Annotated in this window: 21 protein-coding genes; 14 read left to right on the forward strand and 7 right to left on the reverse strand. The window is 61.1% G+C overall.

Going from position 1 to position 21,817, the window contains the following annotated elements:
• Positions 1-154: 154 nt before the first annotated feature.
• Positions 155-1,582, reverse strand: a complete 1,428-nt coding sequence (locus Pan216_RS15310; RefSeq protein ID WP_145259038.1) for a PP2C family protein-serine/threonine phosphatase — start codon at positions 1,580-1,582, stop codon at positions 155-157.
• Between the two features lie 26 nt (positions 1,583-1,608).
• Entirely contained in the window at positions 1,609-2,490 is an 882-nt protein-coding gene (locus tag Pan216_RS15315) for an HDOD domain-containing protein (RefSeq protein WP_145259039.1), read from the reverse strand.
• 288 nt (positions 2,491-2,778) lie between these two features.
• On the opposite strand from Pan216_RS15315, the gene cyaB reads away from it, so the two are divergent.
• The 6 genes from cyaB (at position 2,779) to hisD (ending at position 8,278) form a co-directional block, all read left to right on the forward strand.
• A complete protein-coding gene (cyaB, locus tag Pan216_RS15320) occupies positions 2,779-3,333 on the forward strand; it encodes a class IV adenylate cyclase (protein WP_419192568.1) in 555 nt (184 codons plus the stop codon).
• The gene (gene folK, locus Pan216_RS15325; protein WP_145259044.1) at positions 3,330-4,139 is read left to right on the forward strand and encodes a 2-amino-4-hydroxy-6-hydroxymethyldihydropteridine diphosphokinase; all 810 of its coding nucleotides are present in this window, start codon (positions 3,330-3,332) and stop codon (positions 4,137-4,139) included. The genes cyaB and folK overlap by 4 nt, the downstream gene beginning before the upstream one ends.
• 58 nt (positions 4,140-4,197) lie before the next feature.
• Positions 4,198-5,058, forward strand: a complete 861-nt coding sequence (gene panC / locus Pan216_RS15330) for a pantoate--beta-alanine ligase (protein ID WP_145259047.1) — start codon at positions 4,198-4,200, stop codon at positions 5,056-5,058.
• Positions 5,059-5,075: 17 nt separating this feature from the next.
• Positions 5,076-5,450 (forward strand): aspartate 1-decarboxylase, encoded by a 375-nt coding sequence (gene panD / locus Pan216_RS15335; RefSeq protein WP_145259049.1) that lies wholly within the window; start codon positions 5,076-5,078, stop codon positions 5,448-5,450.
• A gap of 27 nt (positions 5,451-5,477) precedes the next feature.
• Positions 5,478-6,542, forward strand: a complete 1,065-nt coding sequence (locus Pan216_RS15340; RefSeq protein WP_419192569.1) for a prolipoprotein diacylglyceryl transferase family protein — start codon at positions 5,478-5,480, stop codon at positions 6,540-6,542.
• Between the two features lie 296 nt (positions 6,543-6,838).
• A complete protein-coding gene (gene hisD / locus Pan216_RS15345; protein ID WP_145259053.1) occupies positions 6,839-8,278 on the forward strand; it encodes a histidinol dehydrogenase in 1,440 nt (479 codons plus the stop codon).
• A 2-nt stretch (positions 8,279-8,280) separates the two neighbouring features.
• Here the strand turns inward: hisD and Pan216_RS15350 are convergent, their stop codons facing one another.
• Complete coding sequence (locus Pan216_RS15350; RefSeq protein ID WP_145259055.1) at positions 8,281-9,300, reverse strand: AAA family ATPase; 1,020 nt, start codon at positions 9,298-9,300, stop codon at positions 8,281-8,283.
• A gap of 413 nt (positions 9,301-9,713) precedes the next feature.
• Between Pan216_RS15350 and Pan216_RS15355 the strand changes: the two genes are divergently transcribed.
• Entirely contained in the window at positions 9,714-10,274 is a 561-nt protein-coding gene (locus tag Pan216_RS15355; RefSeq protein ID WP_145259057.1) for an MFS transporter, read from the forward strand.
• Positions 10,275-10,384: 110 nt separating this feature from the next.
• Here Pan216_RS15355 and Pan216_RS15360 read toward each other — a convergent pair whose 3' ends face one another.
• Entirely contained in the window at positions 10,385-10,963 is a 579-nt protein-coding gene (locus tag Pan216_RS15360) for a class IV adenylate cyclase (protein WP_145259058.1), read from the reverse strand.
• Between the two features lie 213 nt (positions 10,964-11,176).
• On the opposite strand from Pan216_RS15360, the gene Pan216_RS15365 reads away from it, so the two are divergent.
• Both Pan216_RS15365 and Pan216_RS15370 read left to right on the forward strand, forming a co-directional pair.
• Positions 11,177-12,181: a D-2-hydroxyacid dehydrogenase gene (locus tag Pan216_RS15365; protein WP_145259060.1), complete on the forward strand. Its 1,005-nt coding sequence runs from the start codon at positions 11,177-11,179 to the stop codon at positions 12,179-12,181.
• A 37-nt stretch (positions 12,182-12,218) separates the two neighbouring features.
• Positions 12,219-13,091 (forward strand): formyltetrahydrofolate deformylase, encoded by an 873-nt coding sequence (locus Pan216_RS15370; RefSeq protein ID WP_145259061.1) that lies wholly within the window; start codon positions 12,219-12,221, stop codon positions 13,089-13,091.
• Between the two features lie 45 nt (positions 13,092-13,136).
• Here Pan216_RS15370 and Pan216_RS15375 read toward each other — a convergent pair whose 3' ends face one another.
• Positions 13,137-13,820: a metallophosphoesterase family protein gene (locus Pan216_RS15375; protein WP_145259063.1), complete on the reverse strand. Its 684-nt coding sequence runs from the start codon at positions 13,818-13,820 to the stop codon at positions 13,137-13,139.
• Between the two features lie 74 nt (positions 13,821-13,894).
• Positions 13,895-14,773, reverse strand: coding sequence for a diacylglycerol/lipid kinase family protein (locus Pan216_RS15380; RefSeq protein ID WP_419192570.1), 879 nt, complete (start codon positions 14,771-14,773; stop codon positions 13,895-13,897).
• 829 nt (positions 14,774-15,602) lie between these two features.
• On the opposite strand from Pan216_RS15380, the gene Pan216_RS15385 reads away from it, so the two are divergent.
• The 5 genes from Pan216_RS15385 (at position 15,603) to Pan216_RS15405 (ending at position 19,276) form a co-directional block, all read left to right on the forward strand.
• A complete protein-coding gene (locus tag Pan216_RS15385; RefSeq protein ID WP_145259066.1) occupies positions 15,603-15,794 on the forward strand; it encodes a YqaE/Pmp3 family membrane protein in 192 nt (63 codons plus the stop codon).
• Between the two features lie 110 nt (positions 15,795-15,904).
• Entirely contained in the window at positions 15,905-16,672 is a 768-nt protein-coding gene (locus Pan216_RS15390) for an exopolysaccharide biosynthesis protein (protein WP_145259068.1), read from the forward strand.
• A gap of 488 nt (positions 16,673-17,160) precedes the next feature.
• Entirely contained in the window at positions 17,161-17,673 is a 513-nt protein-coding gene (locus Pan216_RS15395) for a YciE/YciF ferroxidase family protein (protein WP_145259070.1), read from the forward strand.
• 56 nt (positions 17,674-17,729) lie between these two features.
• Entirely contained in the window at positions 17,730-18,431 is a 702-nt protein-coding gene (locus tag Pan216_RS15400) for a hypothetical protein (protein ID WP_145259072.1), read from the forward strand.
• Between the two features lie 179 nt (positions 18,432-18,610).
• Positions 18,611-19,276, forward strand: a complete 666-nt coding sequence (locus Pan216_RS15405; RefSeq protein ID WP_145259074.1) for a hypothetical protein — start codon at positions 18,611-18,613, stop codon at positions 19,274-19,276.
• Between the two features lie 174 nt (positions 19,277-19,450).
• On the opposite strand, the gene Pan216_RS15410 is transcribed toward Pan216_RS15405, so the two are convergent.
• Complete coding sequence (locus Pan216_RS15410) at positions 19,451-21,469, reverse strand: 30S ribosomal protein S1 (protein ID WP_145259076.1); 2,019 nt, start codon at positions 21,467-21,469, stop codon at positions 19,451-19,453.
• Positions 21,470-21,817: the final 348 nt, after the last annotated feature.

Genomic DNA, 21,817 nt, shown 5'->3' on the forward strand with positions numbered 1-21,817 from the left:
GTTTAGGTTCTACCAGGATGCCGCTGGCTGCTCGCCAGCCCCGTGCGTCGACCTTGATGGTGGATCAAGACCCACCCGACGACAAATCGCCCCCCAAGCGATCGGTCAAGAACCATCCTCACGCGAAGAACTTCGCCCCACGAAGATACGCATCCTAAGAAGACGTCGATGACTCCTCGGTTCGGATCTCCAAGGCGATCATCGAGACGTCGTCATGAACCGGCGACCCTTCTCCCCAATCGAGCACCCGCTGCGCCAACCCGTCGAGGGCCGACGCGAGCGGCTTGTCGCGTTGCTCCGTCAATCCTCGGATGATCCCCTCGCTCCCGAAGCCCTGCTTCGAAGAATCGTTCGCATCGGTCACGCCGTCGGAGTAGAGCAAGAGCCGATCCCCGGGCGAGAGCTCGATCACTTGCTCGGTGTAAGTCGGCGCGTCGAACCAACCGATGGGAAAGCTGGGAACGCTTAGGATCTTCGGCGTCCCGCTTGCCGGTAAATAGACCGGCCCGCCGTGCCCGGCCGCGACGAAACGGAACCGACACGTCTCCTCCTCGAAGAGCCCGTAGACGATCGTGAAATACTGATCGAGAGCGCGCTCGCTTTGGAACTGACTGTTGAGACTCTCGGCGACATCCGCCGGCGCGACGAGTTGGTACCAGGGAGGCCGATCAATCCGGCGTTTGAGAATGGAGGACTGATCGAGAAAGGGCGAAAGCACCCGGCTGAGGGTCACCGACAGAAGCGCCGCGGGAACGCCGTGGCCACTGACATCGAGGACGTACATCGCCAGCGTCTTCTCGTCCAACCGGAAGACGTTCAGCGAGTCCCCAGCGAGTTCCTCGCACGGCTGGTAGAACCACGCGATCTCCGCTCCCTTCACCCGCGGGATCTCCCGAGGAAGCAGCGAACGTTGGATGCGTGCCGCCGCCGCCAAGTCCCGCTCCATGCGGCGATTGGCCCGGAGCAACTCATCGGCGTGCGCTCGAAGTTCGCGGGTGCGCTGCGAGACCTCCCGCTGCAATCGTTCGCGAAAACGCTTCTCGTTGATCCTCGCGTCGTGTTCCTCGAGGTTCATCGCGACAATCCGCGCGTGCTCCTGCCGAAACGTCTCTTGCTGGCGAGCCATCTGATCGAGTCGAGCCTTCAACGTCGGGACTTCCTCGTCGCGACGAAATTGGTGAAGAATCATCTCCCCGAGCGAAGTTATCCACCGCGCCAGTGACTCGACTTGGGGCAAGTCGTGTTCCGAGACGAGTTGGATGACGAGCGTCGTCGGACCCACATAGGGATCCTCGAGGGCGATCGCGACGCACGGACCTCGATCGTCGCCGCGATGATGGACCGCAAGTCCATCGGGTGGCGCTGCTAGCGTCGCCCAGTCAAACGTGTCGGGGAAGTCGGGATCGGACTCGGGCGCCGTCCACGCCGCGAGCGTTTCCCCCTGACGACCGACGAGCACCAGCCGACGAGTCGGCACCTCCTCGAGCGCTCGCACCATCGGTTCCAGGAAGTGCGCATCGGGCGACGCCAACGGGGCATCGTTGCCGAAGAGTTCGAGCAGGTCTCGGTCAAGATCGCTCATGGGCCTATGGTCGCCACTCGATGAAATTAGATGGTCAGGAGCGATCGCGCGTCGCGTAGCTCGGCATCGATGTCTTCCCACAACACGCGATAATCTTCTCGAGTGACCCCGAGAGACTCAAGAGCTTGGAGACTCGGCTTTCCCACGGGCGCGGACCGAATCGCGGAAATGCCTTTGGACGTGCACAAGTAGTTCGCCAATTCGACCGCTTGAACGATCGGCAACTCATCCCGGTCGGAACACTGATCGGAGGAGTGGTGGTAGCGGATCGCCGCGAGGGTCGCCGGCGGGAACTTCCAACGTTCGGCGATTCGTCCTCCCAACTCCGCGTGGTCGAAGCCAAAGACAGCTTGCTCCGCGTCGGCAAATCGGACATCTTCGGGAAGCTGGGCCACGAGCGACACGAACTCCTCGTGGAGATATTGATCCTCGAGGATAATTCCCCAATCGTGCAACAGCCCAGCGAGGTAAGCCTCCTCGAAGCCGGCCAATCCGCAGCGAGACGCGATCATCCGCGAGGCGACGGCGACGCTTACCAAGTGACGCCAGAGCTCCCGTCTCGAGTAGCGCCTAATGCCGATGTCCTTCGTGAAAACATCGGCGACCGAGGCGGTGACGGCAAGATTGCGAATCTGGTTAAACCCGAGCAGAGCGATGGCCTGCTGAACGGAATGGACGTTGTAGCGAAGCGAGTAATAGCTCGAGTTGACGGTTCGCAGCACCCGGGCGGTCAGGGCAGGATCGTTCTCTAGAACCCGTTTGAGGTCGCTGGCCGACGAGCGCGCATCATTGGCCACCTGCACGACGCGGAGGGCCACCTCGGGTAGTGTGGAGACATCGTTGATTCGGTCGGCGACCTGATCGAGCGACAGGGGCCGGTTGGTCGCATCAAGCGACTGCTGCGCCATAGGACCGTATTCCGTTAGATAGAGGCGCCGGCGAATCGTCCCCTCCAACGCGGCCGGAGGGGCTCTTCGTCGTCGAGAGCGTGGGACGCGGTAACCTGCGAGCGCCGCCGAAGGGATTACACCACGTTCCACCAATCGATCCTAGGGTAACTCATTCATGGCGGAGTGAAAAGAACTCTGCCGGTCGCTTCGCGGAAAGCGCCGACACCACAACGCCCATCATCGTAAGAATACCGGACAAGTTGACAAACGTGCGCCATGGCGATGAATGGATTCAAAGGACCAACCATGAATTACGAAGTCGAACTCAAATTCCACGTGACGGATGTCGCCGGACTCCGGGCAAAGCTGGAAAAGCTGGGAGCCAAGGAGATTAAATCAAAGCGGCAGATCGACCGCTATTTCAATCACCCTTGCCGCGACTTCGCCGAAACCGACGAAGCGGTGCGCGTTCGCGTCGACGGCGAACACAATCGAGTCACCTATAAGGGCCCCAAGATCGACTCGGCCACCAAAACCCGACGTGAAATCGAGGTCACGCTGGCACCAGGAGAATCCAGTCGCGATGATTTCGCCGCCCTTCTGCTCGAGGTCGGGTTTCGCGATGTCATCTCCGTGGCGAAGACCCGTGTCGTTCTCGACATGGTTTGGAAGGAGTTGACGCTCGAGATCGCCCTCGACGACGTCGACGGCCTTGGATCCTTCCTCGAGATCGAGGCGCAAGCGGACGACCAGTCCCTTGATGACGCCCGGCGAAAGGTGCTCGAACTGGCCGAGACGCTCGGATACACCGACGTCGAGCGCCGTTCCTACCTACAAATGTTGTTGCTGGCGCAGTCATGACCACGGTTTACGTCGCCTTCGGAGCCAATCTCGGCGATCCGAAACGAACCTACGATCGAGCCGCGAGGGAAATCGCTCGCCGGCTCGATCTGCCCTCGTTACGTCCGAGCCGTCTCTTCGAGACTGTTCCCGCGGGAGGCCCCGCCGATCAGCCTCCCTACATCAACGGGTGCTTTTCGTTCGAGACCATCCATTCGGCGGAAGAGATCCTAACGGGACTCCAGGAAGTCGAAGCGACCCTGGGGCGGGTTCGCGGCGAGCACTGGGCGGCGCGGACCATCGATCTCGATCTGTTGCTTGTCGGCGATCAGCTCATCGCGACCCCCGCCCTCATCGTTCCCCATCCGAGGATGCACTTTCGCCGCTTCGCCCTCGATCCGCTGGCGGATCTAAACCCCGACGTAGTCATCCCGACCCTTCGCCAAACGGCCGGAGAACTCCTCGAGCGGGCGATCGCCCCCGAGGCAACGCTCGTCCTCGTCAGCCACGATGAACGGACACTTGAGGTCGCGGAGAACCTCGCGGCATCCTCCCGTCCGGGCTGGCGCGTGTTCGACATCGCTCCGGGAAGGAAAACGGGCACACCCTACCCCGACTCCTTGTCATCGACGACCTGGCAAGAAACGACACTTGCCGAATGGGGTGCCGAGCCACATAGAACATGGGTGCTGTGGGCGGAAGAGGACGTCCCCCGGTGCGAAGAGGGTTCGGGGATCTCGCTTCCGACCATTGACGGCCGCCAGAACCCGCTCGGCATGCTCGAGGCTTTCTTCGCGTCCCTACAGCCACCACGGCCGGTCGATTAGTTGATCGTCGATACCACGACTCGGTTTCCACCATGACGACATTTCCGGAGTTAACCCCATGAGCAACCGAACCTTACGATGGATCACCGATCCGGGGGAAGCGTTCGCTTGGGTGATGGAGGCTCGCTGCGCGGGGAGAACGACTGGCCTGGTTCCGACGATGGGGAACCTCCACCAGGGGCACCTCAGCCTGATGGAGGCTGCGAAGGCCGAGAACGATTTGGTGGCCGCGACGATCTTCGTCAATCCGACCCAGTTCGGTCCAACCGAAGACTTTCAGGCCTATCCCCGCACGCCGCAGCGCGACCGAGAACTCTGCGAGCAAGTCGGCATCGATCTCATTTTCGCCCCAGCCGAGGAGACGATGTATCCTCCGGGGAGCCTGACGAATGTCCAAGTTTCCGACCTGGAGGAACCGCTTTGCGGCGGCAGCCGACCTGGACACTTTGTCGGGGTCGCGACGATAGTCGCCAAACTCTTCAACATCCTCCCCGCCACCCGCGCCTACTTCGGCCGGAAGGACTACCAGCAGGCTCTGCTGATCCAGCGGATGGCGGCGGACCTCAATTTCCCGGTCGAGGTTCGCGTCTGCCCGATCGTCCGCGAAGCGGATGGTCTTGCGATGAGTTCCCGAAACAGCTACCTCTCCGAGGAGGAACGGCGCGATGCCGTGGTCCTCTCCCAAGCGTTGGCGCGGGCGGAGGGACTGGTGGCCAAGGGGGAGCGCGACCCGCATCGCGTTCGACTTGAAATGGTCAATCTGCTAAAATCAACGGACCGGGCGGTGGTCGACTACGCGGAAATTGTCGACGCGGCCACGCTGCAACCGATCGAACGGATTGACGGCCCCGCGTTGGCGGCGCTAGCGGTTCGCTTCGGAAAGACGCGGCTGATCGACAACGCCCTATTAAGCCCCTGAGGGATTCTGTAGGCACCATGCACCTCCGCTTGCTCAAGTCGAAACTCCACAAGGCGACGGTGACCGAAACCGTGCTTGATTACCACGGCTCGGTGACCATCGATGAAGACTTGATGGAAGCGGTCGGACTCCTGGCCAGCGAGGTGGTGACCATCGCCAATCTCTCGACGGGACAGCGCGCCGAAACCTACGTGATCCGAGGCCAGCGCGGCTCGGGGATCATTGGGCTCAACGGAGCCGTGGCGCGGTTGGCCGAACCGGGCGACCGTATCATCGTCTTTTCGTACGCGTTCCTGACTCCCGACGAAGTAGCGAGCCACCAACCACGCGTCGCGATCCTCGACGAACACAACGCCGTTGTCGAACGGTGGGAAGAACCCTCGGTCTCCTGACACCGTCCACGGGCAAGGAAGCTGCCGTTGCGACAAGTCCTCTTCGAGATCTTCGGATGGCCGATCTACGGTTACGGCCTACTCGTGGTCATCGCGTTCTACTCGGGAACGCGCCTTGCCGCTCGCCGCGCCCAACGCGAGAACATTGATCCCAATCTCATCTGGGATCTCGCCTTCTGGCTCTTCGTCGGCGGCATCTTCGGGGCGCGACTCTTCTTCGTCATTCAAAAATGGGACCAGTTCCTCAATCCAATCGCCGAGTTCTTCGCGCTCTGGCGTGGCGGGCTGGTCGTCTACGGCGCGGCCATCGGCGGGCTGGCGGCGTTCCTTCTCTTCGCCCGGCTCAAGAGTCTGCGCGGCCTGCAATTGCTCGACATCATCACTCCCTCGCTTGCGCTCGGCATGGGAATCGGACGGCTCGGCTGCCTGATGAATGGCTGTTGCTACGGCGATTACTGCGAGCAGTCGTGGGCGCTTCGTTTTCCCGCCGGCAGTCCACCGGCATACCGCATGACCAGTTTCGGCCACCAAAGCCCTCTCGGCTTCGTCGTCAACCCAAACGACGCCCGCGTCCTTTTCCTCGAACCTGGTTCCTCCGCCGCTCTTGCCGGCTTGCGAACGGGGGATCGCGTTCTGAAGATCCAAGGAGAAGCGATCGAGCCACAGCCGCTACTCAACGGCCGAATCGCCGACATTTTGAAGATGAAGGAGGACTTCCAGATCGAATCCGCGCCGTACACTCTCGAGGTGGCTCGCGACGGCAAGTCGATCACCCTGAATGTCCACGCTCCATGGAGTCTTCCCGTCCAGCCGACGCAGATCTACAGCAGCATCTCCGGGTTCCTTCTCTTCTTCTTTCTCTCGGCGTACTACCCGCTGAGGCGGCGGATCGGCGAAGTGACGGCCCTCTTCGCAATGCTCTACGCGATCGGGCGATTCCTGGTCGAGTTTCTTCGTTTCGACGAGCGACCACTCTTTGACGGCTTAACCATCTCGCAGAACATCAGCATCATCTTCTTCGTTTGTGGCTTGGCCTTCTGGCTTTGGCTACGTTTCTCTGGCAAAGCGCCCACGCGAACCGCACCAGGTTGACGTGCCCCTTTCATGGTTGAACGCGACTCTCGGCATCCGCGAGAGCGGACCTTTCGCGACGACGTCCTATTTTTCATTTGCCACGCGACCCTCCAGCAGTTCCGATGTTGGTGTTCCCACGTCGGCCATGCCACCGAAAGCATTCTGTCCGAATGAGTTGCCGGCCATGACGCGACGGGGCGCGAGCATCTCCCTAGAGCCTGCTAGTCTCGATTCCGTCCCTTCGTACAAACCGTGTGAAGCGGAGGGAGTACCGCAGCCCCTGGGAACGGATCAAGGACGCGAACGGAGACCGCATGAGCAAATCGCTACGAGTTCGACGGATCGACCACGACAGCGATTGTGTATTGGACGAGATCGCCACCCTCCGTCGGGAGGCGGCCACGTGTCATGCCGCCCTCGACCCCGAGGTCAGCGCGCGAATCGAGTCGGTCTTCGGCGCGCCCCTCGACGTGACATCGTTGGTCGATCGCGTCTGCGAGCAAGTCCAGCAACGCGGGCGCGATGCCGTGCTCGAACTGACGCGTCGCCTGAAGGGCTACGACGTCACTCCCGAACGGATGCGCGTCACGGCCGAGGAATTGGCTGACGCTCACGGGAAGACCGATCCGATCCTGCTCCACGTCCTACGTCGCCATCGCCGTCAATTGCGCACCTTTCAAGCGGGCATCCTCCACCGGTCGGCGACATTGCCGATGGGAGATCACGAACTTCAACTGCTCTACCGGCCAATCGGCCGCATCGGTGTCTGCATCCCTTCAGGCCCCAGGGCGATCACGTCGCTCCTGATGAGCGTGGTACCGGCTCAAGCGGCCGGCGTTCGCCAGATCGCCGTGCTCGCTCCTCAAGCCGCTTCCGGCATCGATGCCGACGAGCTACTCGGCGTCTGTCGAGAGTTGGGCCTTACCGAGGTCTACCGTGTTGGCGGGATTCAAGGCGTGGCCGCGCTTGCCCGAGGCGTCGAGGACATGCCCGCGGTCGACATGATCGTCGGCGCGGGGACCACGCTCGTTGAAGCGGCGAAGAACCGCCTCTCCAAGAGGATCGGGACCGATCTTCCAAACGCTCCCTCGGAAATCGCGATCATCGCGGACGACTCGGCCAATCCGCACTACGTCGCCGCCGATCTGCTTTGCCAGGTGGAACAGAACCAAGGCATCGCCCTGCTCGTCACTCCCAACGAGGGATTCGCGGAGTCCGTCGAGGAGTACCTGGCGCGGCAGTGCGAGAAATGGGAAGCATCGACTACCGAGGAAGCCCTCATCGAGCAACGCGTCGCGATCGTCGTCGTTCCCAAATTGGAGGATGCGTGCAAGCTCACCAATGGCGTGGCGCCCGAGAGGCTCCTGATCGCCACCGCCGATCCGGAGGCGTTGCTTCCCAAGATCGAATCGGCGGGCTCGGTCCTCTTGGGTCAGTACACGCCGACCGCGGTGGGCGACTACGCCGCGGGACCGTCGAGCTTTCTGCCGACCGCCGGATTGGCGCGTCATGCCAGCGGGCTCTCGGCCAACGACTTTCTCAAGCAGATTAGTGTGGTGCGCTACTCGCTCGACCGACTGCGTTCGACGGCCGACGACCTGCAAGTGATGACCAGTCGCGACAGCCGTCCCGCGGCTCAGCAAAGCGTTGAGATTCGACTGAGGCCCGCCGAGACACTCGATCTCCGGGAGGAAGATTTGGTCGCCGAATCAACGGAGTCGACGAAGTCACCGACCAGACCACCCACGAAGTGATCCTATCCCCGTCGCTTTTGGTACTTCGCGATTTCCGGCTCGGGAACGGTTTCGAGCAACCGACGGATGACGTCGTCGGGCGAGATTCCTTCCGCCGACGCTTGGAAGTTGGTGCTGATGCGATGCCGTAGGACCGGAATGGCCACCTTGCGAATGTCGTCGATCGCCACCGTGAAGCGGCCATCCATCGCGGCGATCGCCTTGCCTCCCATGATCAAGTTCTGACCCGCACGCGGGCCGGCTCCCCAATCAACCATTTCCTTGACGATCTCCGAGGCCTCGGCACTGTTGGGTCGGGTCGATCGCACCAAGCGGGCGACATACTTGATCACCTGGTCGCTGGTCGGCACGCTCTGGACGAGCTTTTGCAGATTGAGGATCGCCCGGCTGCTGAGAACTTTCTCGACGCTGGCCGTCTCCCCCTTGGTCGTGGCCGAGAGAATCTTCTCCTCTTCCGCGAGCGTCGGGTAGTCGATCTTCACGTTGAACATGAAGCGGTCGAGTTGAGCTTCGGGAAGCGGGTAGGTTCCTTCCTGCTCGATCGGGTTCTGCGTCGCGATGACAAAAAACGGCTCGGGGAGCTTGTAGGTCGTCTGCCCGACCGTCACTTCCCGTTCCTGCATCGCTTGCAGCAGAGCCGCTTGAGTCTTCGGAGGCGTACGGTTGATTTCATCGGCGAGGACCAGGTTCGCGAAGATCGGCCCCTGCACGAAACGAAACTCGCGCTGGCCCTGCTCGTTCTCCTCGAGCACGTTGGTGCCGATGATGTCGCTCGGCATCAAGTCGGGGGTGAACTGGACCCGTTTGAACGCCAAGTCGAGAATGCGGCTGATCGAGCTGACGATTAGGGTCTTCGCGAGTCCCGGCACGCCGACCAAGAGGCAATGTCCCCGCGTGAAGATCGCCGCGAGGATTTGATCGACGACTTCATTCTGACCAACGATGACTTTGCCGAGTTGCTCGAGAAGGTTCTTGCGACTTTCGGCGAACTCGTCCAACGCCTTGCGAATCGGGTCCGCCACGCGGCCTCCAGCTCTTGCGAATGTTCGACGTCTCGATCGAAGGGAGATCGAGGAAGATGCCCACGGCTCTCCCCGCGCCGACGCCCCTTCGACGAACGAAGCGACATCGGAGGCGAACCGGCACGCATTGTAGAACGGGACCGCAGGGAGTGCAACGGAGACGACACGCCCCTCGAGGCCCTCGTGAAGCGTTCGCCACGTTCCACCGGCCACCTCGTTCGGATGAGAGTTGGGGATGACCGGCGCCGGCTCGGTCTCTTCTACGCGCCACTCCCATGTCTCTTGTGGGATGCCATCCGCTCCCCGTCTGAAAGTCTGGTGAAGAGAGAGCGGGAACCCCAACGGAGCTTGCCATCGCCCGCGCTTCGCCCTCAACAGGCAATTGACGCAAGCGGACCATTCGAGAACCGGACGTGATCTTCACCCTTGACTCGCTGTTTCAAGTTCGATCCGACGAGCGGGTGACGTTCGTCCGCTCCTTTCTGCTGTTTTTCTGTTTGATCGGGGCCAGTGTCGCGGTGGGACGCACCGTCGCGTACACGATATTTCTCAGTAAGCTCAGCCCGCGACTCTTCCCAATCCTGTTCATTCTCTCGGCGGGCATCGGCGTGGTTACCACCCTGCTCTACGCGCGCTTCCTCTCACGCCTGCGCCTCGATCGCCTCATCAGTTGCACCTACTTCCTGCTGGGCATCGCTTTTCTGTCGATCTGGTTCGCACAGCGCGCCGACGCGAACGACTTCTACCTGCTCATGACTCTCGTGCTCCTGGTCGACGTGGCGCTGAACCTCGGCACGCTCCAGTTCTGGTCGCTGAGGAGCGATCCGAGTCCGCGTCCTTCGGCTACGCGTTTCCCGATACCAAGGTCGCCACCACCACGGCGATCGCGACGGAGGATACCCTCTGACTCGGACTCGACCGGCAAGCCTTCAAGGAACTGCTCGAGTCCAACCCCGAAATCGCCACGGAAGTGATCCGAACGCTCACCTGGCTCCACGAAAACCTTGAGAGTCAGCACCTCAAGCGATGCAAGCCGGGCGTCGTCGCGGCCCCGGCGCGGACCGGAGGTGGTGGCGTCCAATAGCTACAGGTGAACGCCGGTGCGTTGCGAGAGAAGTTCGCGGTAGGAGCTCTTGAGAAGCGACGCCTCGGTGATGCCGAACCAATCGCGCAGCTTGACGAGAAGCTCTTTTCCCTCGGCCTCCGTTTGATCCGGACTCAAAACCGCCTCGAACTCGATGAAATCTCCGAGCCCCTCGACTTGATCGAGATGAATGCGAACGTTGCGCCAGAGCCATACCTCTCGGCATTTGCTCACGACGATCTCGAGCCCCAGCCCATGTTCGAGGATGCGCAAGCCCCGCTCAGGATCGGCGATGGGACGGAGCCAGTAGCGACTCGTCTTCTCGCCAGCCTCATCGGGACGGACGTACCAGATCAGCCACGTCTCGCGTTCGTCGATGTCTCGGACTTTCAATCGTCCGACCGGCGACCGAAAGTAGCGATCGCGCTGACGCTCGACGGAGGCCAAGTTGGCGTCGAGTTTCCGCGCCAACTCGCGCGCCTCCCCCAAGTCGTCGAGCGAGGCCTTGAGTTCCACGTTGCGGTTTGGACCAGCTCCTGTCTCGCTGGAAAAGGCGTGGTCTCGCGGCATCTGGATCATTGACGACCGCTCCCAGTGTCGGTGTATTTCCCGTCTACTCTCGCGCGATCGGTTCGCCGATCGCGCGGAACGCGCTCAAGCGCCAAGGCACGCTCTCGTTCATCCTCGGCCCCCGCCGCGGAGAACCGAGTCGCCCCCCTTCGGCGCGATCGCGTTGTACAATCTCCTGGTCAACGCCAAGTCTGTCGCGCGCAGCCGAGGAAACGCGTCTTCATGAAGGTTATGCTCTTTCCCGAGGTCGATTCGGAACGACTCGCCCAGCTCAAGTCCCACGTGGGGCCCGGCGATCGCCTCGTCAACGTCGCCGACGAGGACCGCGCGTGCGAGGAGATCGTCGATGCCGACGCGTTGATTGGACGGATCACGCCGAGAATGCTCAGGGCCGCTGGCCGGCTCCGCTGGGTCCAAGCTCCGACGGCGAGTCTCGAACACTACCTTTTTCCGGAGCTGATCGACCACCCCTGCTTGGTCACGAACATGCGTGGGCTCTTCTCCGATGTCATCGCCGATCAGGTCTTCGGCTACCTTCTCTGCTTCACGCGAAACCTTCATCAGTACATCCGTCAACAACTCTCCGCCCGGTGGGCTCCCATCGGCGGGGAGGACGCCCGCGTCTCCTTCGCCACGGGGCCCGCGTACGTCGGTCCGATCGAGCGAGCGCATCGCTGTCTCAGCGATCTGACGATGGGAATCGTCGGGATGGGAGCGATCGGGTTGGAGATCGCGCGACGCGCGACCAGCTTTCAGATGCGCGTCGTCGCGGCCGATCCGCGACCGATGGTGCCGAGCGAGGATGTCGCGTGGGTCGTCGCGCCCGACAAGCTCGAGTTGCTCCTCGCCGAAAGTGACGTCGTCGTGATCGCCGCGCCGCACACCCCCGAGACCGAGGGATTGTTTCGTCGTCCCCAGTTCGAACGTATGAAGCGTTCCGCGTACCTCATCAACATCGGCCGAGGAGCGATCGTCGACCTGAACGACCTCACCGATGCCTTGGAGGAGGAACTCATCGCCGGCGCGGGCCTCGACGTCTTCGAGGTGGAGCCCCTTCCCAGCGATCATCCGCTTTGGCGATTGCCCAACGCCATCATCACACCCCACGTCGCGGGCTACTCACCGAGAATCGCCGAGCGACATCTCGCGGTGCTGATCGAGAACATCAGTCGGTTTGGACGCGACGAGCCGCTGATCAACCTCGTCGATAAGAAGACCTGGTGCTAGCAGCCCGTTGATTCATTCGCGGAGTGAACGAGATTCCATGCAGGTCATTATCACCGCGCTGGGGCCCGACAACAGAGGCCTCGCGGATCCCATCGTGCACGAAGTCACCTCGCACGGCGCCAACATCGCCGAAATCCAGATGTACGACCACGACCGAGCCCGCGTCTTCGCGATGCTCACCCGGTTCGACTGGCCGTCATCCGCGGGATCCGTGGACGAATTGCGGCAACGCATGGACGACATCGGCAAGGAGAAAGGCCTCACGATTCGGACGTGGTGCCGGGATTTTCCACAGCGGACCGCGCGCGTGGCGATCTGCACCACCCATCGCCCCGAACCGGCTCGCGCGATACTCGAGACGATTCGCACCGGACGACTTGCGGCCGAAGCGGTCGTGATGATTGGCAACCGCGAGAGTTGCCGCCCCCTGGCCACCGAGTTCGACCTCCCTTGGGAGATGATCGGAGATGAGGAAGGCGTCCCCAACAACCAACGCCTCGCCGAGCTCATCGACTCCTACCAAGCCGACTACATCGTCCTCGCGAGGTACATGCGCGTCCTGCCCCCAGACATCTGCTGGCAATTCGGCGGCGGCCGGATCATCAATCTCCACCACGGCCTTCTCCCAGCTTTCCCCGGCGCCCGTCCCTACCACGACGCGCACACCCACCGCATGCTGACTTACGGCGCCACCGTCCACTTCGTGGTTCCCGAACTCGACGCCGGCAACCAGATCATTCAGCAGGAGACTTTCACGGTCTCGCCGGGAACTTCCCTCGCGGAGATCCTTCGCATCGGGCAGACCGTCAACGAGCCGAATTGCCTCGTTTCAGGCCTCGCGCGCGTGCTCGATCGAGAGGTCGAGCTCCACTTCCATCGAATTGTCGCGGTGAGAAACGGAAGAAGGTAGAGCCTATCGCTTGCTCGCCCTTTTAGTGAGTGAAGCCAGCGTTGGTCACAGGTCCTCCATGGACAAATGCCGAGTCTTCCCCTTCTGGCTGGCTTGCCAAATTGTTCCCGAGTCGACGTCCAAGCAGGACAACCAGCCGTTTCCACATGCCCAAGTGTCGATGCAGATAGCGTTTCCGTTGAAACGAGGGCGTCCCGACTTCTGCGAAGTGTGCCCGCAGACCATGATCTTACCCGACTGATGCAGCGGCGGATCGTTGAACGACTCCCAGTAAAGCGTCTCCTCGGACTGCTCGGCGAGGGGGAGCTTGGGGTCGGCATTGGCGTGGACGAAGAAATGCGTCTCGGTTTCGAAATAGGGCAATAGGCGTCTCTTGAGAAACTCCCAGTGCTCCTTGGGAATGTCGGCCAGTCGGGCCGAGTTCCCTTTCGACGACGAGTAGGACTTGAGGGTGGCGCCGCCGCCGACGGTCATCAACTCGCGAAGCCCCGACTTCCCCTTGCGCGCCCTAAGCATGCGGACGTCGTGGTTTCCGCGCAGCGGCTTGAGGTCATACTTCTCCTCGAGTTGGAGCAGCCATTCGAGCACGGCCCGGGTATCGGGGCCGCGATTGCCATAATCTCCAAGAGTGATGATCACATCATCGTCGCGCAGCTCAACGAAGTCGCACAGCGTCCGCAGCGCTCGATAACATCCGTGTATATCGCCGATGGCAAGGTGACGGGGCAAGGGACGTCCTCGGATTCTCGTTAAACCTACAGCTAGACCTTCTTCGATGACCAGTCGTCGCGAACTCGTGTTATCTAGGGGCGGCGTACCAATCGCAGAACGCGGGGAAGGATGTCGAAGGCGAGCGGCGTCCCACCGAAGATCTCACCATCGACGTTAAACATCATTTGTGGATCCGATTCGATCCGAAGGGAACGGCAGCGGCGGCGAATGAGCCGTTCGCTCTCTTCATGAACTCCGGCCAGCACCATAGGAACCAGTACCGCCAAGTCCGGAAGTGCGACGTCGGGAAATAGCAACACGTCAAAATATCCATCGTCGAGCTTGGCCGACGGCGCGATCGGGATGCCTCCCGCCACGTGCGTTCCGTTGGCCACCACCACGTTCAGCAGAGACGCTTCCATCGGTTCCTCGTCCGCAACGACGCGGCACCGGAACGCTTCGATCTCCGCCAACGATTCGACCGCCGACTTCATGTAGGCCAGCGGTCCCCAAAAGGTCTTCGACTCGCTGGTCAGCTTCTCGCCGACCATCGGTCCAAAACCTCCCGCCGAAACGTTTAGCACAAAACGCGACGTTTCTCCATGCACATGCACCACATCCGTCGGCAATGATGGTTGGTCGCACGCAAACGTCACCGCATCAAGCAGTTGCGGCGGCAGCCCGAGACACCGCGCCAGATCGTTCCCCGTCCCCATGGGGAGAATCCCCATCTCGACGCGGTCGAACCCGTCCGCAAGCCCATTGAGGACTTCATTTACCGTTCCGTCGCCGCCGGCGGCGAAGACGCGGTCCGCTCCCTCCTCAACCGCTTCGCGAGCCAGTCGCTCGGCATCTCCGGGAGCTTCGCTCATCACGACCGAGAGGTCACCCATGCACGCGCACGCCGCCTCGACTTCTTCTCGCGAAGTCCCTCCACCCGCGTTGGAATTGACGATGACAACTGTCTTCATGACTCGGTCCGACATCCATCGGTCACTCGCGAGAACGTTCTACAAAGTTCGTCCGACTCGCTCATGAAAGGTTGTGAAAAGATCCTGTTTAGGCACTGTCGCACGGGGCCGCTCTCCCAGGAGACGGCTCTCCCCAAATCCTGGGACTCGCGCGACGGCGATCGCGCCGGGAATTCTCCCATCGGCTGACAGGATTCCGCATTCGAATTCCGCGCCATTCGCTCACAAACCCTGTACGTCGATCCCCCGGGCAGGCGCAGCTAACTCCCGCGGTCGCGATCCACTCCTTTGGCCCACGTCGAAGGAGTTCCCTCTCCCCGCAAACGATTCTCGGCCGAAGTGTGCCTGGTCGGCAATAGATCATCTTGGTCTGGCCTAGACCAATTTCAGCCTCCCTCAACCGTGGCCCCTCAGCAGGACCGTTCGGATTGCTCATTGCCGCCAAAACGGACGGGTGCCGTGGGCATGGGGAAGCCGCCTTTGATGCAGCACACTCCCGCACGATAGAGGAGATGAGGTTCCGGACAACGAACTTGCCAATCAGGACCTCGCGGAGCGGTGATTCGCTGCCAAGACGAGAACGATCGGCGTTCGCCAAGCTCAAGGAGGGAAGTACGCGGGCGAATCCATCATTTCGTCGCGATCTTCGACGCCGAGATTGGTCAAGTGGGACGTTCACGGCAAGCCACGAACCGATCAACGGACCGCGGAAAGATCTCTCGTTTGGCAAGGGAGTTGCATGATGGTCTCGGCGTTCACAGGCAGGAAATAACGCTGGCGCCTGACGCCGCCGGCACAAGAGACTCATATTCCGCGAAAGGACGATGTGATGACTGTTGGAGACTTTTTCCGAATCCTTCTGGCCGTGTTGCTTCCCCCGGTTGGAGTCTTCTTCCAGGTCGGCTTCGGAATCCACTTCTGGCTCAACATTCTCCTGACCCTCCTTGGCTACCTGCCAGGACTGGTCCACGCGATCTGGATCATCGCGACACGCGGTAACCTTTCCGCTCAAACGGCCTAGTGCGATGTAGTGCGGGCCTTGGACGACTCGGGCAGACCCTGAGGACTCCGAGGTCCGCCACGCGAGAGAGGGCGAGTGTCGCCCGGAACGAAGTGTCGGGAGTATGTGGGATGACCAGCAACGCCGTGGCGATGAACCAGCAACAATCCGAGACTGTCGAACCCGACGCCACTTGCGAGGTTGACGAACCGGATGCGACGACCAACCCACATGATCCCGACAATACCGATCGCGATGCCGAGGAGAGTTCGGACCAGACCGACGACCAGGAGCGGAGCGGCTCCGACGAGAAACCGACCACGATCAAGGGCGTCCTCGATCAACTCAAGCAGAGCGCCGAATCGTCCGACGACGAGAGTATCGATGCCGGCGACGTGCGCGATGCGTTCGGCGGTCGGGCTCACGGACCGCTCCTTTTCATCCCCGCTCTCCTGGCACTGATTCCCATCATCGGCGGCATTCCCGGAGCATCCATCCTGACGGCAACGCTCATCATCTGCGTCGCCGTCCAAATGTTCATCGGTCAACAGGGGATCTGGCTGCCGAAGCGAGTGGCCGAGGCCTCGATCTCCACCGAGAAACTTATCAAGGCATGTGACAAGTCGAAGAGATATCTCGGGTGGCTCGACAAGCTGATCCATCACCGATTGGGATTCCTAACCAAATCTCCCTTCTCCTACGTGACGCCGATCATCTGCATCGCGCTTGCCCTGACGATGTTCCCCTTGGCGCTCGTTCCAGCTGGAGTCTCGGCCCCCGCGGCGGCGATCCTTCTCCTCTCGTTGGGCCTCGTCGGCGAGGATGGTGTGATGATCCTACTCGGCTGGGCCGGCTCGATCGGCTGCCTCTGGCTTGCCTGGGCGTTCTTTCCCTTCTAAGAACCCCTCGTACGATCAAAGACTGTTGGACCGATCGACACGTGCCTCAGACCTCTCCGCCCTTCTCTATCTCGTGGATTCTCCTTTCCCCAACGTCTTCCCATCGGACCACGATCACGAAGCCACCATCTTCGTTTGACAAGTACGCTGCGGTCGAGAACCTCGCGTCGCGCAGTGACCACGAACAGCGATTCGTCTTGAACCAATGCGATCGAATCCGAACCAGCCCGTTCCTCGTGAGAACATCTCCTCGACAAAAGGGATTAAGACGAACGAGGTGATCACCGCATCCACCAACAAAGGCTTTCCCCACAAGAGATCCCAATCCTAAGAAGGTTCCGCCCCCCTCTAACCCCATGACGTCCAACGACGACAGTTCTGGCACGCCGCTTGCAACACAAGAAGAGAAAGCGATCGCGACGGATCGCCAACGGAACATCACCCGTGACAATCGGCCAGGCAGGAACTGTATTCCAAGGAGAGACTCGATGGCCTTCTTCAGTAGCGTTTCCTTTCACACACTCGAAGACCTTTTCCACCACCAGTTGGAGGATCTCTACGATGCGAAGAAACGCCTCGCCGCAATCCTTCCGATCTTGGTCTCGGCCGTGTCGACCCGTTCTCTCCGAGAGATCTTCGGCCACCATCTCGTGGAAACAGAGAACCACATCTCCCAACTGGAAGTGATCTTCGCCTCGCTTGATCGCAAGCCGAAGCGTGAGACGTGTGATGCGATGAAGGGTCTTCTCACCGAAATGGATGAGATCCTCGACGCGAAGGGCGACGACAACGTTAGAGACGCCGCCCTCATCGCCGCCGCTCAGCGGATCGAGCACTACGAGATGGCGGGCTATGGGACGCTGCGAACCTTCGCTCGCCAGCTTGGTCACCACGAAGCTGCCGACATCTTCGAGAAGATTCTCGCCGCCGAGAAGAAGATGAACGCGAACCTCTCCGAGATCGCCGAATCCGCGGTCAACGTCGCGGCCTACTGTGGTTGAACTCGAACTCCTGGGAAATGTGAACAGCAACAACCCGCAACGCAAAGGATAGACCGATGTCGACGAGCGACCATCATCCCGATTCCGTTCAACAATCCGAAGTACCGGCTTGGCTGCTGCCCAGCGCGGCGCTGATTCTCGCGTTTCTCTTCTTCGCCAGTTCCTCGATGGCGGGCTATTACCTCTTCCTCTGGCGACCCGATGTCTCCGCGATCGTCGAATCGTCGATCGAGGGCGGAGTCGAATCGATCGAGGACAACGACGAGGCGAGCAAGGAAGTCATCGCGGTCGGCGTCGAGATCGCCGCGGAGACGGCTCCGGTCGTCACCACCGAAGTCGCCAAGCGATTGATGGCCGAGCGGGAAGAACTCTGGGCTCTCACCAAGAGTGAGTCGTCCAAGCTGATCGCGGCCATGGAGGACCGACTGGGCGAAGAGCTTGATGAGCAACTCGAACTCTTGCTCGACCAGCACCAGGAAGTGCTCGAGGATGAGTTCCCCGAACTCGCCTCGGATGAGGAACTCGCTCGCTTGACCGAACGCTATCGCGAGACCGCCAAGGAGCTGATGACGCGTTACTACCTCGACGAATTTCGGACCCAGGCCCTGCGAACGGTCGACTTGTGGTACGCGTTCAAGCCGATCGATCCGAGCCAACTCGACGCGCCGCTTCACGAGAAGCTGACCGAGTACGGACTCGATTGGATCCTGCTGAAGACCAAGGATCAGGCCGGCACTCGTCTCTCGATGGGTCGCTAGTGCGTTGGTTGGCGGGTTCGTTCCATGACAGCTCGCCCCTCGATCGGGCGGATACTTGCCGAATCGAAGCTCTTCCCGCATGCCCACGGCAAGCGTGGGCATGGCACCCAAGAGCCTCTTGGCAATGAACTAACCAATCAGGACAGTCGATCATTCACTCACTTGAAGGAACCCAGAAGATGTCACCACAAACCACACGTGTCGCGACCATCGGAATTTTCGTCATGGCGATTCTCTTGGCCGTCGAGTCGGTCGTCATCGGTGGCGCCGCCTACTGGCGTGTTTCCACCCTGACGGCGTTGGCGGAAAAGGACGCCTACCGGGCTCTCGACGAAGCCCTGACGACCGAAAACGAGGACCTCAAGGAAGAGATCAAGGAAGGGGTCGAGAACGCGGCTCCCAAAGTCGCGCAAGTCGTCAGCGAACAGATCAAGGAAGAGATCCCGGCTCTTCGACAACAACTCGAACGCGTGATCGCCAGGCAATCGGAACGTGGGATGGAGCAGGTCCGGGCCTACAGCGCCGAGCAGTTCCGCGAACTCGTTCGCAACAATAAAGCGTGGTTCAAGGAGCAGATCGAAACCGTTCGCAATCTCCCCGACGACACCAAGGAGTACGTGCTGAAGCTCGAAGCGGATGTCGAGAAGCGGCTCAACATCGACCTCGAGAAACAGGCCAAGCAGATCACCAGCACCCAACGGATGCTGAACGATCATCTCGAACGTCTCCAGTCGGACGCTCCCTTGGAGCCGGAAGAGATGCTCGAACGCCGGATGATCGAGATTCTCCGCGCCTATCAGGTCCAGCTTCAGAGCGAGGAGGAAGTGAGCCGCTCGAGTTCATAGTCGGGACGTGGTGGCTGGCACAGGCGACCAAGGATAGACGAAGGGAACGCTCGTGGTGAGATATCCACGGGCGTTTTCTCTTGCGCATCGCCAATGGCGCTCAAGAAAAGAAAACGGGGTAGGCCCCCAAAGGAAACCTACCCCGCTGTTCACTTCAGACTGGAGAGGAAAAGCCTATTCGCTCACGGCTTTGCCTTCGGCCGTGGCCTCCCCTTCGGCTTCGGCGGCCGCTTCGGGCTCGGCTTCGGGCTCGGCTTCGGGCTCGGCTTCGGGCTCGGCTTCGGGCTCGGCTTCGGGCTCGGCTTCGGGCTCGGCTTCGGGCTCGGCTTCGGGCTCGGCTTCGAGCTCGGCTTCGGGCTCGGCTTCGGCTTTGGCTTCGGGCTCAGGTTCGGCCTTGGGCTCGGGTTCGGGCTCAGGTTCGGCCTTGGAGCCTCCACCGAGCTTGCTCGGATCGATCAGGAGACCGCCGGAACCACCGATACCACCCTTGAGCTCTTGCGAGCCGGAACGGGCGGTGCCGCCATCATCGCCACCGCCATCGGTGGGAATCTCGCGTCCAACCTGCTTGAGGCTCAGGCCGATCTTGCGCTCTTCGAGGTCGACCCGAAGCACCTTGCACTCGATCTCCTCGCCCACCTTGACGACTTCCTCGGGATTCTTGACCTCGTGCTCGGAGAGTTCCGACACGTGCAAGAGCCCCTCGAGTCCTGGCTCCAGTTCGACGAAGACACCAAAGTTCGTAATTTTGGTGACCTTGCCGGTGACCACTTGGTTGGCCTGGAACCGACTCGGGATATCGTGCTCCCACGGATCCTGCTGAAGCTGCTTCATGCCGAGAGCGATCCGCTTGCGATCTTGATCGATCGACAGGATCTGGCACTCGACCTTCTGACCCTTCTGCAACACCTCGCTGGGGTGGTTGATCTTGCGGACCCACGACATGTCGTTGACGTGCAACAGCCCGTCGATCCCCTCTTCGATCTCGATGAAGGCACCGTAGTTGGTGAGGTTCTGCACCACGCCTTCGATGACCGTGCTCGGCGGGTAGCGCTTGGCCACTTCCTCCCACGGATTCGGCATCGTCTGCTTGAGACCGAGCGAGATCTCTTGTTTTTCCTTCTTGATCCCGAGAACGACGACTTCGATCTGGTCGCCGACGTTGAGGATCTCCGACGGGTGGTCGATGCGCTTGGTCCAGGACATCTCGGAGATGTGGACCAGGCCCTCGATTCCCTCCTCGAGCTTGACGAACGCCCCGTAGTTGGTGACGTTGACCACCTCGCCGCTGACCTTGCTGCCAACGGGGAACTTGGTCTCGATGCTCTCCCACGGGCTCGGCTCTTTCTGCTTGAGCCCGACGGCGATCCGGTCGCGTTCGCGGTCGATCGAGAGGATCACGACTTCGAGTTCCTCGTCGACGCGGACCATCTCGCTCGGATGGCTGATGCGCGACCAGCTCATGTCGGAGACGTGAAGCAGACCGTCGATGCCGCCGAGGTCGACGAACGCGCCGAAGCTGGCGATGTTCTTGACCGTCCCCTTGCGGAGTTGGCCGACCTCGATCTCGAGCATGAGCTTGCGCTTCATCTCCTCGCGGATCCGCTCGATGAGCTGACGGCGACTGACGACGATGTTGCGCTGGGCTTCGTCGATCTTGAGGACCAAGCACTCGATGCTCTTGCCGATGTAGTCGTCGATGTTTTCCGGACGACGGACGTCGACTTGGCTGGCGGGCAGGAAGACGTTGCAGCCGATGTCGACCAGCAAGCCGCCCTTGACCTTGCGGGTGACGAGACCGGTGACGGTATCGCCTTCCTTGTAATCGCGGATGATGCGCTGCCAGGCGCGGATCCGGGTCGCCTTGCGGCGGGAGACGGTGATGACGCCTCGCTCTTCCTCGACGGCTTCGAGGAGGACTTCGACATCGTCGCCGGGGGTGGGAGAGTCTTCCCCTTCCCACTCGCGGTCGGAGAGCATGCCCTCGCTCTTAAAGCCGATGTCGACGTAGACGTCATTGCCGACGATGCGGCTGACTTTGCCGGACACGATCTGCCCGACGTCGTAGTTTTGGCTCGATTCGTTGTAGAGTTCAGTCAGATCGCTGGTGTCTTCGGTGCCGAACGCTTCCTGCAGCTCCATTTGCAGTTCGTCATCGGAAACGGCGATTTCACGGAGGAGAGAACGGTTGACCATGGTCCTGGAGAAGAATTCCCGCGCACTGTGCGTCACGGCGACGGATGGCGAAGAACGTCGGCCGGTGATTTGGCCTGAAACGTCCATTCCGTCTTGTCGTCAAACGATACCACCAGCTCGGTTCGCTCACGAACTGGTCCGAATCGCTCGTTATAGGGAATCTTGCACTAAAGGGATAGGTCGATTCGATTGCTTCCTCACGGGGAGATGACGAACCAAGTCGGCTCTCCACGGATGCGCCCATTGACCACCTGCTGGCCGATCACCAGCTCTTCGGGAGTTGCTCCTCCAACCAAACCAAAGGGTCAATCGACCCCTGCAGACGGCCGAGTGGCTTCATCCTCCATC

It is taken from the genome of Kolteria novifilia (assembly GCA_007748055.1).
Taxonomy (GTDB): Bacteria; Planctomycetota; Planctomycetia; order Kolteriales; family Kolteriaceae; genus Kolteria; species Kolteria novifilia.